Here is a 16,238-nt window from a genome sequence, read left to right as displayed (position 1 = left end):
ATAAAATTTGGGAAAAATGGCCGATTTCAATTTTTCTGCGCGAAAGTCGTAAACTTCTCTGGACAATTGGTACGTTTTTGGCATTAATTTCAGCAGAAGGGGAGCGCAATGCCGCTGAGGGCGAGGATCACGCGGATTTGGGATGGAGACCACCGGCGGGGGCCGGTACTTTTCCCGTAACGCGAGGAGTGATCCTACCAAGGCGGTCTGGCGTACTTTCGCCTCTTTTGCGCATACGCGCCAAAAAACGGGCGCGCTAGAAAAACGGGAGAAGGTCAAATGGTTCGTAATACGTTGAAACTCATGCTGCTGGGTTCCACGCTTCTGGCGTCGGGATCGGCTGCGCTTGCCGAAGATGTCACGCTGACGGTCGAAAGCTGGCGTAACGACGATCTGCAGATCTGGCAGGAAAAGATCATTCCGGCTTTTGAAGCCAAGAATCCTGGCATCAAGATCAACTTCGCGCCAAGCGCGCCGACTGAATATAATGCGGCTCTCAACGCCAAGCTCGATGCTGGTTCGGGCGGCGACCTGATTTCGTGCCGTCCGTTCGACACCTCGCTCGAACTGTTCAACAAGGGCAAGCTCTCCGATCTTACCGATCTCGAAGGCATGAAGAACTTCTCGGACGTCGCCAAGTCCGCATGGACCACCGACGACGGTTCGAAGACTTTCTGCGTGCCGATGGCTTCGGTTATTCACGGCTTCATCTACAACAAGGACGCCTTCGACCAGCTTGGCATTACGCCGCCGGCCACCGAGGCCGAATTCTTTGCGATGCTCGACAAGATCAAGGCTGACGGCAACTACATCCCGATGGCCATGGGCACGAAGGATATGTGGGAAGCCGCAACCATGGGCTACCAGAATATCGGCCCGACCTACTGGAAGGGCGAAGAAGGCCGCAAGGCTCTGATCGCCGGCACGGAAAAGCTGACCGATCCGCAGTGGGTCGAGCCGTTTGCAGTGCTTGCCAAGTGGAAGGACTATCTGGGCGACGGCTTCGAAGCACAGACCTATCCGGACAGCCAGAACCTGTTCACGCTCGGTCGTGCTGCCATCTATCCGGCAGGTTCGTGGGAAATCGGTCTGTTCAACACGCAGGCCCAGTTCAAGATGGGCGCCTTTCCGCCGCCGGTGAAGAATGCAGGCGATACCTGCTACATCTCCGACCACAACGATATCGGTCTTGGCCTCAATGCTTCCAGCAAGAACGCCGAACAGGCCAAGGTGTTCCTGAACTGGGTTTCATCGCCTGAATTCGCGGAAATCTACGCCAATGCGCTGCCGGGCTTCTTCAGCCTGAATTCGACGGCTGTAAAGATGAGCGATCCGCTGGCTCAGGAATTCGTTTCCTGGCGTGAGAAGTGCAAGCCGACCATCCGTTCGACCTATCAGATCCTGTCGCGCGGCACGCCGAACCTGGAAAATGAAACCTGGGTTCAGTCGGCCAACGTCATCAACGGCACTGTAACGCCGGAAGACGCTGCGAAGAAGCTCCAGGAAGGTCTCGATAGCTGGTACAAGCCTGCGAAGTAAAAACGCGGGACAATATGGGCGGCGATCGCGGGGGCGCGCCGCCCATATCTTTTCGTCTGTCGCATCGACATGCTGTTTTGCAATCGGTGTATTCCGTGTCAGTTTAAAAGTGACGCGCGCGGGCAGGGACGGGAAACAGGATTTCCCGATTTGCACGCATTCTCGCAATTGAGAACGTTAACCATCGGTTTTACGCATTTCCGAACGCAAACGGTTCACACCTTTGCCGGAAATGCTCTTGAAGAGCGAATGCCTATATGAGCCAATCTGCCGACATGACAGGTATCGTGCACAAGCGCCCTCGGCGTTGGCATATACTTGTATTTCTTCTGCCTTGCGTCCTGATCTACACGGCAGTGATGGTGTTGCCACTGATCGAGACATTGCGGCAGGCATTCTTCAATGTCGTCGACGGACAGCGCGCGTTTGTGGGGTTCGCGAATTTCCAAGTGCTTTTCGGTGACCCCAACTGGTCGCGTGATTTCTGGAATGCGTTGAAAAACAACGTTATATTCTTTTGTATTCACATGCTTGTTCAAAACCCGATCGGCATTCTTCTGGCAGCCATGCTGTCTCTGCCGAAGCTGCGGTTTGCTGCGCTTTACCGCACCGCGATCTTTCTGCCGACGCTGTTGTCCTTCGTTATCGTCGGCTTCATCTGGAAGCTGATCCTGTCGCCAATCTGGGGCGTCGCGCCGTGGATGATGGATCTGGTGGGGATGAAATGGGCTTTCGGACCATGGCTGGGCAAAGCCGAGTCAGCGCTGGTAACGGTATCGCTTGTCTCCGTCTGGCAGTTCGTCGGCATTCCGATGATGCTGATTTATGCAGCGCTTTTGAACATTCCCGATGAAATCGTCGAAGCTGCCGAATGCGACGGCATTACCGGCTGGAGCCAGTTCTTCAAGATCAAGCTTCCGCTGATCCTGCCATCCATCGGCCTGATCTCTGTGATGACCTTCGTTGCCAACTTCAACGCCTTCGACCTCGTTTACTCGATGCAGGGCGCGCTGGCCGGGCCGGACAAGTCGACCGATATTCTGGGCACGTTCCTGTATCGCACCTTCTTCGGCTTCCAGTTGCAGCTTGGCAATCCGTCCATGGGCGCAACCATCGCCGCCGTGATGTTCCTCATCATTCTGGCAGGCGTGTCGCTCTATCTGTTCGGCATCCAGCGCCGTATGCGCCGCTATCAGTTCTGAAGGACGAGACCATGTCGAAAGCACGCACATCGCCCATTCGCACCACTCTCGTTCATGCGGCCCTGATCTTCTACATGTTGATCGCCGTGTTTCCCGTGGCGCTGACGCTGATCAATTCGTTCAAGGATCGCAACGCGATCTTCCGCACGCCGCTCCAGTTTCCGACACCGGAAAGTTTCAGCCTCATCGGTTATGAAACCGTTCTGAAACAAGGTTCATTCCTGACCTATTTCCAGAACAGCACCATCGTTACCGTGGCGAGCATTTTCCTCGTGATCCTGTTCGGTGCGATGGCAGCCTTTGCGCTTGCCGAATATCGCTTCAAGGGCAACACGCTGATGGGGCTTTATCTCGCGATCGGCATCATGATCCCGATCCGGCTCGGCACCGTTGCGCTGCTGCAGGGCATGGTGGCTGCTGGCCTGGTGAATACGCTGACGGCGCTGATCCTCGTCTACACTGCACAAGGACTGCCGCTTGCGATCTTCATCCTGTCCGAGTTCATGCGAACCGTGTCCGATGATTTGAAGAATGCCGGGCGAATAGACGGCATGTCGGAATATGCCATCTTCTTCAAGCTTGTGCTGCCGCTGATCCGGCCTGCCATGGCCACGGTTGCCGTCTTCACCATGATCCCGATCTGGAACGATCTCTGGTTCCCGTTGATCCTTGCACCAAGTGAAGCCACCAAGACGGTGACGCTCGGTTCGCAGCTCTTCATCGGTCAGTTCGTCACCAACTGGAATGCCGTTCTTTCGGCCCTTTCGCTGGCGATGTTCCCGATCCTCGTCCTTTATGTCATCTTCTCGCGGCAGCTAATCCGCGGCATCACCGCAGGAGCTGTAAAATGAGTTCTGTAATGCAAAATCCTGTCCGTGTTCTTTCTGCCGGCCTCGGCAATATGGGCCGCAGCCATGCACTGGCCTATCACCGCAATCCGGGTTTTGAGGTCATCGGCCTCGTCAATCGCACCAAGATTGCCGTGCCGGATGAGTTGGCAGGTTATGAAATCCATCCCTCCTTCCATGAAGCGCTGAAGGAGTTGAAGCCCGATCTCGCCTGCGTCGCCACCTATTCGGAAAGCCATGCCGATTATGCCGTCGCAGCGATGGAGCAGGGCGCGCATGTGTTCGTGGAAAAGCCGCTGGCAACGACAGTTGAGGATGCGCGCCGGGTGATTGACTGCGCGCGGGCCAATGGGCGCAAGCTCGTCATCGGTTATATTCTGCGCCACCATCCTTCATGGATGCGGCTTATCTCCGAAGCACGCCAGCTTGGCGGACCTTATGTGTTCCGCATGAATCTCAACCAGCAGTCCAGCGGTGCAACCTGGGAAACGCACAAGAACCTGATGAACACCACGTCGCCCATCGTTGATTGCGGCGTACATTATGTAGACGTCATGTGCCAGATCACGGATGCCAAGCCGGTGGAAGTGCGCGGCATGGGGCTGCGGCTCTCCGACGAGATTAAGCCGGATATGTATAATTATGGTCACCTTCAGGTGCTGTTCGATGACGGCACGGTCGGCTGGTACGAAGCGGGCTGGGGACCGATGATGTCGGAGACGGCCTTCTTCGTGAAGGATGTGATTTCGCCGAATGGCTGCGTTTCCATTGTCATGAATGAAGCCGTCACCAAATCCGACGATGTGGATGCGCATACCAAGACTTCAACCATTCGCGTTCACCGCGCCGAGCGTGGGTCGGATGGAAAGTTCCTGAAGCCGGACACGGACCTCTCGATGGCCGACGAGCCGGGGCATCAGGAATTGTGCGAACGCGAGCAGGCCTACATGCTGAAGGCAATTCGCGAGAATATCGATCTCAACCGACATATGGATGACGCGCTGCAATCGCTGCGCATCTGCCTTGCGGCAGATGAAAGCGTGCGCTCGGGCCAGCCTGTCAAACTGTAAGCCGGTAGGATTTAGAGCGGTTCCAGTTAAAACGGAATCGTGGAACCGCTCTATCTCTTTGTTTTCACGCATTATCCTACGCAAAACCGCTTCGCACTTTTGCTGGAAATGCTCTAAGGGAATTTGTTACGTGGGATCGCTGCTACTCAAATCGATACACAAGCGCTACGGCGCTCAGGAAGTTCTGAAAGATATCAATCTGGAAGTGCAGGACGGTGAGTTCATCATCTTCGTCGGACCTTCTGGTTGCGGTAAGTCAACGCTGCTGCGCTCCATCGCCGGACTGGAGGATGTCTCTTCCGGTCAGGTTCTGATCAATGGCGAGGACGTAACCGTCACACCGCCGTCGAAGCGCGGCATCGCGATGGTGTTCCAGTCCTACGCGCTTTACCCGCATTTGACGGTGAAGGACAATATGGGACTTGGCCTCAAGCAGGCAGGCACGCCCAAGGCGGAAATCGAAACACGTGTCTCCAAGGCTTCAGCAATGCTGGGGCTGGATCCTTATCTGGGTCGCCGTCCCGCTGAAATGTCGGGCGGCCAGCGCCAGCGCGTCGCCATCGGTCGTGCACTCGTGCGTGAACCGGAACTGTTTCTGTTCGATGAACCGCTGTCGAACCTCGATGCGGCGCTTCGCGTGCAGACCCGGCTTGAGATCGCCAAGCTGCATCGCGAGCTGAAGGCAACGATGATCTATGTCACGCACGATCAGGTCGAGGCCATGACGCTTGCAGACCGCATCGTCGTGCTGAATGCCGGTCGCATCGAGCAGATCGGTTCGCCGATGGAGCTCTACAATAAGCCGGACAATCTGTTTGTCGCGGGCTTTATCGGCTCGCCGCAGATGAATTTCGTTGATGGCACCCGCATCGGCGATACCGGAGCGAAGACGGTTGGTATTCGTCCCGAGCATATTTCCGTCAGCCGCGACAGCGGCAAATGGAAAGGCAAGGTCATCCATGCCGAACATCTTGGTGCTGATACGATCCTTTATGTGGAAACCGAAGCCGCTGGTCTGATAACCGTGCGGCTCTTCGGCGAACACCACTACAATGAAGGCGATGTGGTCTGCATTACTCCTGAAGACAGCAAGGTGCATCGGTTCGATGCCAATGGCCAAGCCATCCGCTGAACTGCACATTCCGCAGCTTCTATCAAAGCCGCACCCTCGGGTGCGGCTTTTCTTTTTGGAGAATCGGCATTGGCCAACATCCGAAATTCTAGCCCTAGACGATGGACAAAACGTCTCAGGGGCTCTTCGGTTGAAACAATAAGCATGGCGGATTTAGTTTAAATCGTACCAATGGGTACTGACGTATTAGTCAATCGAAAGCAATAATATTGCGCAATTCCCATCGTAAACGTTCCACATAAAATCCCATCTAAATCATGGAAATAAGCTTGTTTCGTCATGCGTGGCTTAGTCTCTTCTAATGCATGATCGAACTGGTTTGAAACAAGGGTGTCGAAGTGATTGAAAAATAATCTTGCTTTATTTTTGAACCCGTTCCACCCTGAAACTGGATGGTGCCGAAGGAGGAAATCGGTGCCATGTCGCATGGGAGGAACAAGGTCGGCAGGTTTCATAATCAAGCCGCCGATAAAGATCCGGGGTGCCCGGAACCAATCCGATATTCCCCCGTTCGACATTCTGTAAGTTCCCGAGGCCAGTTGCGAGGGTTACCCGCATGAGCGATGATGTCGTACTATCCCTGCATGTTCCAGAGCCAGAATGGCGGCCTGGAGATGCGCCGGATTTCTCCCATGTCAAAATCCCGCGTGCGGGAAGTGTTCGCAGACCGGAAATCGACGAAAAACCGGAAGCGATGCGTGATCTGGCTTTCAGCATCATTCGTGTTTTGAACCGCGAGGGCGAGGCAGTCGGTCCCTGGGCAGGCACTTTGACCGACGACGAGCTGAAAGACGGGCTTCGCCACATGATGATCCTGCGCGCCTATGATGCGCGCATGATGATGGCTCAACGTCAGGGTAAAACGTCGTTCTACATGCAGCATCTGGGCGAAGAGGCGGTGAGCTGCGCTTTCCGTAAGGCGCTGCGCAAAGGCGACATGAATTTCCCGACCTATCGTCAGGCCGGGCTGCTCATTGCCGATGATTATCCGCTCGTCACGATGATGAACCAGATTTTCTCCAACGAGCATGACCCGCTGAAAGGCCGCCAGCTTCCGGTGATGTACTCGTCACAGGAGCACGGCTTCTTCACAATCTCCGGCAACCTCGCGACGCAGTATACGCAGGCCGTCGGTTGGGCCATGGCTTCTGCCATCAGCCACGACACGAAGATCGCTGCGGCGTGGATTGGTGATGGTTCAACAGCCGAAAGTGACTTCCACGCGGCACTGGTCTTTGCTTCAACCTATAAAGCCCCGGTGGTAATGAACATCGTCAACAACCAGTGGGCCATTTCCACTTTTCAGGGTATCGCGCGCGGTGGTTCGGGCACTTTTGCTGCACGCGGCCACGGCTTTGGCATTCCTGCTCTGCGTGTCGACGGCAACGATTATCTGGCCGTCCATGCGGTTGCAAAATGGGCAGTGGAACGCGCCCGGCGCAATCTTGGGCCGACCATCGTCGAATATGTGACCTATCGCGCCGGCGGACACTCCACCTCGGATGATCCTTCTGCCTATCGCCCCAAGGCCGAAAACGATGCATGGCCCCTTGGCGATCCGATCCTCCGCCTCAAGAACCATCTTATCAGTCGTGGAGTCTGGTCGGATGAGCGACACAAGCAGGCCGAGGCCGAGGTGATGGACCTGGTGGTTGCTGCTCAGCGCGAAGCGGAAGCCATTGGCACGCTGCATGACGGGCGCAAGCCGTCAATGCGCGACATGTTCGAAGATGTTTATGCGGAGACGCCGCCGCATCTTGTCCGCCAGCGTCAGGAAGCGGGGTTCTAATTCATGACCAAAATGACCATGATCGAGGCGATTCAGAACGCCCACGATATCGCCATGGAACGTGACAAGAAGGTCGTCGTGTTCGGTGAGGATGTCGGTTACTTCGGCGGTGTTTTCCGCTGTACGGCTGGCCTCCAGAAGAAATACGGCAAAGAACGCTGCTTCGACGCGCCGATCAGCGAGCTTGGTATCGTCGGTACGGCCATCGGCATGGCTGCCTACGGCCTGCGACCCTGCATCGAAGTGCAGTTCGCCGACTATGTCTACCCGGCTTACGACCAGATCGTTTCTGAGGCCGCACGCCTGCGTTATCGCTCGGCGGGCGAATTCACCTGTCCCATCGTCATCCGTATGCCTTCGGGCGGCGGTATCTATGGCGGTCAGACGCATAGCCAGAGCCCGGAGGCGCTTTTCACCCATGTGTCGGGCCTCAAGACCATCATGCCGTCCACGCCTGCCGATGCGAAAGGACTGCTGCTGGCGGCCATCGAAGACCCAGACCCGGTCATCATGTTCGAACCGAAGCGGCTCTATAACGGGCCTTTCGACGGTCATCACGACCGTCCGGTGACATCCTGGAAGAAGCACGATCTCGGCGATGTGCCGGAAGGTTATTATACCGTGCCGCTTGGCAAGGCCGCCATCCGCCGCGAAGGCAGCGACGTGACTGTGCTGGCCTATGGCACCATGGTCCATGTGGCGCTTGCCGCTGCCGAGGAAACCGGCGTGGATGCCGAGGTGATCGATCTGCGCACGCTGCTGCCGCTCGATACGGACACTATCATGGCGTCGGTGAAGAAGACCGGTCGCTGCGTTATCGTGCATGAAGCGACACTGACCTGCGGTTATGGTGCGGAACTTGCCGCACTCGTGCAGCGCGACTGTTTCTATCATCTGGAAGCACCGATCATGCGGGTAACCGGCTGGGACACACCTTATCCGCACGCGCAGGAATGGGCCTATTTCCCCGGTCCCGACCGGGTAGGTCGTGCGCTCACATCGATCATGGAGGCTTAAATGGCTCATTTTGCAATCAAGCTCCCTGATGTTGGTGAAGGCGTTGCCGAGGCCGAACTTGTCGAATGGCATGTGAAGGTTGGCGATGTCGTGCGCGAGGATGATCTTCTCGCCGCAGTCATGACCGACAAGGCAACGGTGGAAATTCCGTCGTCACGCGGCGGCAAGGTCATCGCCATCAATGGCGAAGTCGGCGAGAAGATTGCCGTCGGTTCTGAACTCGTCCGTTTGGAGATCGAGGGCGGTACGACGGAAGAAAAGCCTGTGGAACAAGCCGGGGAAAAGCCGGCTCCGGCAGCGGTGGAAACGGCCAAGCCGCAAGCAGCGTCAGTGCCTGAAACACCGGTTCTGTTGCAGACACCGGTTCCTCCGAAGGCCGCTGCACCGAAGCGTGAAAGCGCAGGCCGTGCATTCTCCGGTGCGGGTCCGGTTCGCCAGGAAGGTGAAAAGCCACTGGCCACACCGTCTGTCCGGCTGCGGGCCCGCGATGCAGGCGTTGATCTGCGTCGTGTTCGTGGAACGGGTCCGGCCGGGCGAATCACGCATGAAGATCTCGACCTCTTTTTCCAGCAGGAAACAGGCGCGGCACCGGCTCTATCCGGTTATGCAACCGATACTTCGGTTAATGAGATCAAGGTTATCGGCCTTCGTCGCAAGATTGCTGAACGCATGGCCGAGGCGAAGCGCCATATTCCGCATATTACTATCGTTGAAGAAGTCGACGTCAGCCAGATCGAGGAGCTTCGCGCCAAGCTCAATCACGAGCAGAAGGAAGGCCGTCCGCGCCTCACGCTGTTGCCGTTCGTCATTCGCGCGATAGTGAAAGCCGTGAAGGAGCAGCCGGGGCTTAATGCGCATTTTGATGATGAGGCCGATATCATCCGCCAGTTCGGCGGAGTGCATATCGGCATCGCCACGCAGACCCCGAATGGCCTGATCGTGCCGGTCGTGCGCCATGCCGAAAGCATGAGCGTGTTCGCAGCGGCTTCCGAATTGTCGCGTGTCACAGATGCGGCGCGCAACGGTACGGCAAAGCGGGACGAACTGACCGGCTCCACCATCACCATCACATCGCTCGGGCCTCTCGGCGCAATCGCCACGACACCGATCATCAATCGCCCGGAAGTTGCGATTGTCGGCATCAACAAGATGGCTGTGCGGCCGATGTGGGACGGTGCGCAGTTCGTGCCGCGCAAGATGATGAACCTGTCGTGCAGTTTCGACCATCGTGTGATCGACGGCTGGGATGCAGCGGTCTTCGTCCAGAAGCTGAAAAGCCTGCTGGAGACGCCTGCCATGATTTTTGTAGAAGGCTGATCGAATGAGTGAGATTTCCTGCAAACTCCTGATCATCGGCGGCGGTCCCGGCGGCTATGTATGCGGTATCCGGGCAGGCCAGCTTGGCATCGATACGGTGCTGGTGGAAAAGACACGGCTAGGCGGCACCTGCCTCAATGTGGGCTGTATTCCATCCAAGGCGCTGATCCATGCAGCCGACGAGTTCCATCACCTTTCTGTCTTCGCATCGAAAGGCGCGCTCGGCATTACGGCTCAGAATCCGGCGATTGATTTTGCCCAAACGCTTGAATGGAAGGACGGTATTGTAAACCGTCTGAATGGCGGTGTGGCTGGTCTCCTGAAACGGTCGCGTGTGCGCATGTTCCATGGGCAAGCTCGCTTTCTCGACGGGAAGACGGTTCTCGTCGAAACCGATACGGGCCGTCAGACGATCCATGCCGAAAACATCGTGATCGCAACCGGCTCGGTCCCGGTTGAAATTCAGGCGCTGCCATTTGGCGGAAAAGTCATTTCGTCCACCGAAGCGCTGTCGCTGGACAAAATCCCGGAAAAGCTTGCCATTGTCGGCGGCGGCTATATCGGGCTGGAAATCGGCACGGCCTTCGCCAAGCTTGGTGCAAAGGTCACCGTGGTCGAAGCAACCGACCGCATCCTGCCGCAATATGATGCGGAACTGACGCGTCCGGTCATGGCACGCCTGAAGGCGCTGGGCGTTGAAGTCCTGACCAGCACTTCAGCCAAGGGACTATCGAAGAATGAGGCAGGGCTGGAAGTCCTGACCGCCGATGGAACCACGAAAACCATCAAGGCCGACAAGATACTCGTCACTGTGGGTCGCAAGCCGCAGACCGATGGCTGGGGTCTCAGCGAAATCAGTTTGGATATGGACGGACGTTTCATCCGAATTGACGAGCGCTGCCGCACCTCCATGCGTGGCGTCTATGCCATCGGCGACGTGACCGGCGAACCGATGCTTGCGCATCGCGCCATGGCACAGGGCGAGATGGTGGCGGAAATCATCGCAGGTGGAAATCAGGTTTGGGACAAGCGTTGCATTCCTGCCGTCTGCTTCACCGATCCGGAAATCGTCACTGTCGGGCTGTCGCCGGACGAGGCCCGCAAGACTGGTCATGAAATTCAGGTCGGTATCTTCCCGTTTCAGGCCAATGGCCGGGCAATGACCATCGAGCGTGAAGACGGCATGATCCGTGTCGTTGCGCGTGCGGATAATCACCTGATTGTCGGCATTCAGGCTGTCGGCGTCGGCATATCCGAGCTTTCATCATCCTTCGCACAAGCGGTGGAGATGGGGGCAAGATTGGAAGACATCGCCGCTACGATCCACGCGCACCCGACATTGAGCGAGGGCTTTGCCGAAGCCAGCATGAAAGCGCTCGGTCACGCCTTACATATCTAACCTTTTGACTTACGCTCGTGCCGCCAGAGAAAAATGGCGGCACCGGCAACCATGGCAGCGAGTGCAAACCATGTGATTGCATAGGAAAGATGGCTGTTACGGAATTTCACGACCGTCAGTCCGCCGATGGGAAGTGCTCCCGCGCTGGCTGTTGCATCGGCATCGATGAAATAGGGCGCAACCGGTCCCAGATTTTCCTTTTGCGCAAAGGCCGCGACATCGCGCGAATTCCAGTCATTGCGTGCTGGATCGTTCGGGCGGAGGAAGAAACCATCCGGTTCCGGCATACGCATCAGGCCTGTTACGGTTGTTTCTCCGGCGATCTGCGTTTCCTGCCGCGATGACGGATTGCGCTTATCATTTGGAACAAGGCCACGATTGATGAAAGTCAGCGCCCCGTCAGGCGAGCGCATCGGTGTCAGAACCCAATAGCCTGCACCGCGCTCGGTCAGTGCATGGACCAGCACTTCCTTGTCGTTCAGATAGGTGCCGGTCAACGTAACATGACGGTACTCGTCATCCTTCTGGTTTACGTTGGCCCAGTCGTCTTTTCCCGGCGCTGCGACCGGCTCAGCGTGGACCCGCGCATCGACCCTTTCAATAAGATCAAGCTTCCATTGCAGCCGCTCGACCTGCCAGATGCCCAGCCCCATGAAAAGAATGAAAAAAGCCATCCCCAGCACCGAAATCAGACCAAGGAAGAAACGAGATGAAGTCTTCTGGATCGCTTGTTCATTCTGGGGGGAGGGCATCATCTTGTCCTTCAACCATGGCAGCCAATAGAGCCTGATTCAGAAAGTGGCCTTCTATAACAAAAATGCAATGGCAAGAAAGGGTTGGACCACAAAAGAACGTGATTGCAATCAGTTTCTTAGACTACGCGGCGGTGCACCAAAATGTCGTTTGAATGCCCGATAAAAGCTGCTTGTTTCCAAGAATCCTACGGCAAACGCTATTTCTTCGAGGCTCATCTGACCGTCTCTTCTTAACAGGGCGAGCGCAGCGTCGCATCTGGCTTGAGAAAGCAGCCGCCTGAAATTTGTACCACAGAGCATGAGGTGCTGTTGTACCGTGCGAACCGGAATACCTACGGCATCGGCAATGACAGTTATGTCGAGTGTAGCTTCGTGGGAATGGATCCGAATTTCCTGCTCTACCTTCTTTCTCGTTACCATAGCTCTCGATTGATCCAACAGACTGTCCGGTCCAGAAAGAATGACGCGCGTTAATCCATCAATTGCCTCGAATGTTCCCAACATGTCGTCCTCTGCCCAATCATCATCACTTTCGTTGGCGTGATCGAACAGTCGCACCAGTAACGGGGTCAGTTTATGGCGTGACAATCTCTGCGTCGCCTCACTCAGATCGATGGAAATCCGGTTGCGTGGCATGCGACAAGCGAGGTGGGTATGACCGTTAATATTGCGGAGATCGGCTTCGAAGGGGCGGGCATTATCTACAAGCACAAATTGACCAGATGTCAGCCTATGACGGATGCCAGACTGTTCGAAATACATTTCACCCGTAGCAACAAAATTCAGATAGAGATGATCATCTTCTGCGGTTCGAATATCCTTGGCAGTTCGGGAGAGCAGATGACTGGTCGAGGATAGTTGTGAAAACGATTTGTCGTCATGCGCCCATAGGCGCAAACACACGTCCAGCGGCAGATCAGTTGCTGTTTTATGCGGCGTAAGCCTTGCATAAGAGGCACACAAGCCATCCCGGTAGTATTCAAAACGCCTGCTGTCTTCTACCGCATGTGTTGCCCAGGTAATGCACGACACTGACGGCCTCCCGAAACAGAATATGTTCATTTTGCGCAATCTGACATGAACTTGCGTTTCCGGCCACTGTATATTGCTTTCGTTCAGCTAAGTTTTTCTCGGGAGCACGCTTTCATGTGCCGGGAGGGAAGCTGATATGAAGAGACTACAAAAGGTGCTTGAAACCTCAGTCACCGACAATCGGGTTCCGTTTGCGGTCGGCATGGTGGCGGATTCCGAAAAAGTGAAATTCTCCGGTGCTGCCGGGAATGCTTGCGAGGGCGTTTCCGCAGGTGAAGATACTATCTTCCGCATTTTTTCAATGACTAAAGCCATTGGTGCCACAGCGGCCATGATCCTGATCGACCGTGGCAAGCTTGAGCCCGATACGCCGGTCGAAGCCATTCTGCCGGAGTACAAGAATGTTCGTTTATTGAAGGGTTACGAGAACGGACAACCTGTTCTGGTTCCCCCAACCCGAAAGCCACTCGTGTCACATTTGGCGACGCATACTTCGGGTATGGAATATGAATTTTGGAATACGGATGTTGTCAAATACATGGAAGTAACTGGCCATCCGGGCGTTTTGTCCGGGCTGGAACAGTCGCTCTATTATCCATTGATGACAGAGCCGGGAACACGCTGGGGGTACGGGCCCAACATCGATTGGTTGGGGCGCATTGTCGAGCAGATCGATGGCCGTTCGATCGTCGACTTTTGTCAGGCGGAAATCTTTGATCCGCTTGGCATGTCAGATACAAGCTTTGAGGTTCCGGCCTCGAAAGCGGATCGTCTGGCAGATGTCTATCTACGGGCAGAGGGCGGGCAATTTTCTGCAATTGAACTGAACCCGCCTTCTTGCCCCGAGGTCTACGGAATGGGACATGCCCTTTATGGCACGGCCCCGGACTATATTCGCTTCCTTCGCATGTTCCTGAATGAAGGAGAACTTGACGGCGAGCGAATTCTCTCCAAACCGTCAGTGAAATGGATGCTTCAGGACCATATGAATGGTCTCAGCTTGAACCGAATGACTTCAGCCTCTCCCTTGACTGCTGATGTGGAGCCTTTTGGTGGAGCGCACCTTACGCATAGTTTTGGTTTCGTCCGCAACACCAACGATATTCCGGGGCGACGTAAAGCTGGATCACAAAGCTGGGCTGGCGTTCTGAATTCACATTACTGGTTTGATCCGACAAGCAACGTTGCAGCCGTCATCATGACGCAGACGCTGCCGTTCTGGGAACAACCTTGGGATGACCTCTACGCGGATTTCGAAAAGGAAACCTACCGCGCCCTGGATGGTCAGGCAGAGAAAATGAGCCAGGTACCCGAAACCGCGGGTTAGAGCAGTCTCCTAAACAAATTTCACTGTCATATCGAGTTACATCTGTATCGAATCAAACTGGGTCGATGTTCTAACCGTTTGCTTTAATGTGCAATTTATCCAAAAATAGTTTATCGCTTTGTGGATGCATTCTCAATGCTGAATAGCTTTGCACAGTTTCTGCGTGGATTGAAAAAGTAGCTTGATATGACAGATTGTATCATTCTGGGTGCCGGTATGGTGGGTGTCGGGACTGCACTCGCCTTGCAGGAAAGGGGCTGGTCCGTTCTTCTTATCGATCGCAGCGATCCGGGAACCGAAACCAGTTATGGCAATGCCGGAATCATTCAAACGGAAGCGGTGCTTCCCTATGCATTGCCGCGTTCACCCGTGGAATTGTTGAAAGCTGCTTGTGGCGCCAACAATCAGGTTGCATGGCAGTTTCGCGACTTACCAGGCTTAATCGGGCCTATCACACGCTATTGGCATCATTCTGAAAAAAGCCGCCATCTGGCTGTTGCGCGAATTTATGCGCAAATGATCCGGCAAGCTTCAAGTGATCACACACCCTTCATTGCTGCGGCGGGAGCAGAGGGCCTGATCAGGCGCGGTGGGTTGCGAGAACTTCATCGTGACCCGCGTACACTGGAATTGTCTGCGCATGGTGCAGAATGGAAGAAGCAGGAATTTGGTGTCGCCAGCGTCATAGAGGACGGGGAGGCAGTCGCGGCTGCCGAGCCCAACCTTAAGAGGCGCGTTGCAGGGGGCGTTCACTGGACCGATGCTTGGTCCTGTTCCAATCCAGGCGCTCTCGTCGAAGCCTATGTCAAACTGCTGACGGAACGAGGCGGAGCATTTGTACATGCGGACGCTCAGAGATTGCGACCTGACGGTTCCGGTTGGCAGATCGATACCGCTAATGGGCCGCAACATGCGCCCAATATCGTTCTGGCACTTGGCCCCTGGACGCCGCTTATTCTTCGTCGTTTTGGCTATAACATTCCGATGGTAATCAAACGTGGCTACCATCGCCACTATGTCGCGGCAGGGCCTCAAACACCGATCGTCGATGTGAATAACTCGACGGTTGCCGCACCTATGCATGCAGGTCTGCGAATACTGACGGGAGCGGAGCTGACGCCGATCAACAGCCCCGCACGTATGGGCCAGCTAGACCGTTCCGTCAAAGCCATTAACGAGCTATTCGATCTGGGTTCCCCGGTGGAGCAGACGCCATGGTTCGGCAGCCGACCCTGCATGCCGCGAATGATGCCTGTCGTTGCGGAGGCTCCGCGACACAAGGGATTGTGGCTGAATTTCGGGCATGGTCATCAAGGCTTTACGCTCGGGCCTACGACCGGGCGGATTCTCGCTGAGCGTATGAGCGGGGAAGCAGGGGACACCGAGCTTCATCGCGCGCTCAACCTTCAGGGCTGAGGAAACCTCACTCGCCGTCAGCTCTATCAGGTCAGAAGTTCCATGCATATACCGGCAAAATTACAGCGCCTGCCGCATTCGAATGAACGCGTGGCGCTGAGCTGAGTTTCGGTCATCCCGCTTGTTTGTCAGGCAAGTTTATGAATTCTGCGTCTGCGATGCGAATAGCCACCCTTCGACAGGCGCAATACGTTGCAAACCTGAGTCTTGTCTTCCGAGGGCTTCGGCATCTGCTCATGAATGCGCAGCAAAATCTGCTGTGTAACTGTGCGATCCTTGTCGGTAGTGACAGGACCGATAATTATGCTTTTCATCGATCATTCTCCCTATCTTTTGGCCGAAAAGCAGCTTTCGAGGCTATCTCGACCTATTATCAAGAATGTACGAATGAACTA

At 55.5% G+C, this 16,238-nt stretch carries 14 protein-coding genes; 11 read left to right on the top strand and 3 right to left on the bottom strand.

The window, feature by feature from the left end; all coding sequences use genetic code 11:
- Positions 1-279: 279 nt before the first annotated feature.
- The 9 genes from FIB18_RS02930 to lpdA all read left to right on the top strand — a co-directional run bounded on the left by FIB18_RS02930 (position 280) and on the right by lpdA (position 11,313).
- Entirely contained in the window at positions 280-1,539 is a 1,260-nt protein-coding gene (locus FIB18_RS02930; protein ID WP_140019334.1) for an ABC transporter substrate-binding protein, read from the top strand.
- Between the two features lie 257 nt (positions 1,540-1,796).
- Positions 1,797-2,741, top strand: a complete 945-nt coding sequence (locus FIB18_RS02925) for a carbohydrate ABC transporter permease (RefSeq protein WP_140019333.1) — start codon at positions 1,797-1,799, stop codon at positions 2,739-2,741.
- A gap of 11 nt (positions 2,742-2,752) precedes the next feature.
- Complete coding sequence (locus tag FIB18_RS02920) at positions 2,753-3,592, top strand: carbohydrate ABC transporter permease (protein ID WP_140019332.1); 840 nt, start codon at positions 2,753-2,755, stop codon at positions 3,590-3,592.
- The gene (locus tag FIB18_RS02915; RefSeq protein WP_140019331.1) at positions 3,589-4,659 is read left to right on the top strand and encodes a Gfo/Idh/MocA family protein; all 1,071 of its coding nucleotides are present in this window, start codon (positions 3,589-3,591) and stop codon (positions 4,657-4,659) included. The genes FIB18_RS02920 and FIB18_RS02915 overlap by 4 nt, the downstream gene beginning before the upstream one ends.
- Positions 4,660-4,789: 130 nt before the next feature.
- The gene (locus FIB18_RS02910; protein WP_140019330.1) at positions 4,790-5,791 is read left to right on the top strand and encodes an ABC transporter ATP-binding protein; all 1,002 of its coding nucleotides are present in this window, start codon (positions 4,790-4,792) and stop codon (positions 5,789-5,791) included.
- Positions 5,792-6,347: 556 nt separating this feature from the next.
- Entirely contained in the window at positions 6,348-7,580 is a 1,233-nt protein-coding gene (locus FIB18_RS02905; RefSeq protein WP_140019329.1) for a 3-methyl-2-oxobutanoate dehydrogenase (2-methylpropanoyl-transferring) subunit alpha, read from the top strand.
- A 3-nt stretch (positions 7,581-7,583) separates the two neighbouring features.
- The gene (locus FIB18_RS02900) at positions 7,584-8,597 is read left to right on the top strand and encodes an alpha-ketoacid dehydrogenase subunit beta (protein WP_140019328.1); all 1,014 of its coding nucleotides are present in this window, start codon (positions 7,584-7,586) and stop codon (positions 8,595-8,597) included.
- Positions 8,598-9,914 (top strand): dihydrolipoamide acetyltransferase family protein, encoded by a 1,317-nt coding sequence (locus FIB18_RS02895; RefSeq protein ID WP_140019327.1) that lies wholly within the window; start codon positions 8,598-8,600, stop codon positions 9,912-9,914.
- A gap of 4 nt (positions 9,915-9,918) precedes the next feature.
- Positions 9,919-11,313 carry a dihydrolipoyl dehydrogenase gene (gene lpdA, locus FIB18_RS02890; RefSeq protein ID WP_140019326.1) on the top strand — a complete coding sequence of 465 codons (1,395 nt, stop codon included), beginning with the start codon at positions 9,919-9,921 and terminating at the stop codon, positions 11,311-11,313.
- Here the strand turns inward: lpdA and FIB18_RS02885 are convergent.
- On the bottom strand, positions 11,310-12,065 hold the full coding sequence (locus FIB18_RS02885; protein WP_407921837.1) for an SURF1 family protein: 756 nt from the start codon (positions 12,063-12,065) through the stop codon (positions 11,310-11,312). The two genes, lpdA and FIB18_RS02885, sit on opposite strands and share 4 nt — an antisense overlap.
- Before the next feature lie 111 nt (positions 12,066-12,176).
- Positions 12,177-13,100: an AraC family transcriptional regulator gene (locus FIB18_RS02880; RefSeq protein ID WP_158295677.1), complete on the bottom strand. Its 924-nt coding sequence runs from the start codon at positions 13,098-13,100 to the stop codon at positions 12,177-12,179.
- Between the two features lie 136 nt (positions 13,101-13,236).
- Between FIB18_RS02880 and FIB18_RS02875 the strand changes: the two genes are divergently transcribed.
- On the top strand, positions 13,237-14,427 hold the full coding sequence (locus tag FIB18_RS02875; protein ID WP_140019323.1) for a serine hydrolase domain-containing protein: 1,191 nt from the start codon (positions 13,237-13,239) through the stop codon (positions 14,425-14,427).
- Positions 14,428-14,613: 186 nt separating this feature from the next.
- Positions 14,614-15,843, top strand: a complete 1,230-nt coding sequence (locus FIB18_RS02870) for an NAD(P)/FAD-dependent oxidoreductase (protein ID WP_140019322.1) — start codon at positions 14,614-14,616, stop codon at positions 15,841-15,843.
- 128 nt (positions 15,844-15,971) lie between these two features.
- Here the strand turns inward: FIB18_RS02870 and FIB18_RS02865 are convergent, their stop codons facing one another.
- Positions 15,972-16,157, bottom strand: coding sequence for a hypothetical protein (locus tag FIB18_RS02865; protein WP_140019321.1), 186 nt, complete (start codon positions 16,155-16,157; stop codon positions 15,972-15,974).
- Positions 16,158-16,238: the final 81 nt, after the last annotated feature.

This window comes from Brucella pecoris (assembly GCF_006376675.1).
Lineage (GTDB): Bacteria > Pseudomonadota > Alphaproteobacteria > Rhizobiales > Rhizobiaceae > Brucella > Brucella pecoris.
This window is presented reverse-complemented; position numbering and strand designations above follow the sequence as displayed.

Coding starts and splice junctions, on each gene's coding strand:
- FIB18_RS02930 (WP_140019334.1), top strand. CDS start 280: ATGGTTCGTAATACGTTGAAACTCATGCTGCTGGGTTCCACGCTTCTG.
- FIB18_RS02925 (WP_140019333.1), top strand. CDS start 1,797: ATGAGCCAATCTGCCGACATGACAGGTATCGTGCACAAGCGCCCTCGG.
- FIB18_RS02920 (WP_140019332.1), top strand. CDS start 2,753: ATGTCGAAAGCACGCACATCGCCCATTCGCACCACTCTCGTTCATGCG.
- FIB18_RS02915 (WP_140019331.1), top strand. CDS start 3,589: ATGAGTTCTGTAATGCAAAATCCTGTCCGTGTTCTTTCTGCCGGCCTC.
- FIB18_RS02905 (WP_140019329.1), top strand. CDS start 6,348: ATGAGCGATGATGTCGTACTATCCCTGCATGTTCCAGAGCCAGAATGG.
- FIB18_RS02900 (WP_140019328.1), top strand. CDS start 7,584: ATGACCAAAATGACCATGATCGAGGCGATTCAGAACGCCCACGATATC.
- FIB18_RS02895 (WP_140019327.1), top strand. CDS start 8,598: ATGGCTCATTTTGCAATCAAGCTCCCTGATGTTGGTGAAGGCGTTGCC.
- lpdA (WP_140019326.1), top strand. CDS start 9,919: ATGAGTGAGATTTCCTGCAAACTCCTGATCATCGGCGGCGGTCCCGGC.
- FIB18_RS02885 (WP_407921837.1), bottom strand. CDS start 12,065: ATGCCCTCCCCCCAGAATGAACAAGCGATCCAGAAGACTTCATCTCGT.
- FIB18_RS02875 (WP_140019323.1), top strand. CDS start 13,237: ATGAAGAGACTACAAAAGGTGCTTGAAACCTCAGTCACCGACAATCGG.
- FIB18_RS02870 (WP_140019322.1), top strand. CDS start 14,614: ATGACAGATTGTATCATTCTGGGTGCCGGTATGGTGGGTGTCGGGACT.
- FIB18_RS02865 (WP_140019321.1), bottom strand. CDS start 16,157: ATGAAAAGCATAATTATCGGTCCTGTCACTACCGACAAGGATCGCACA.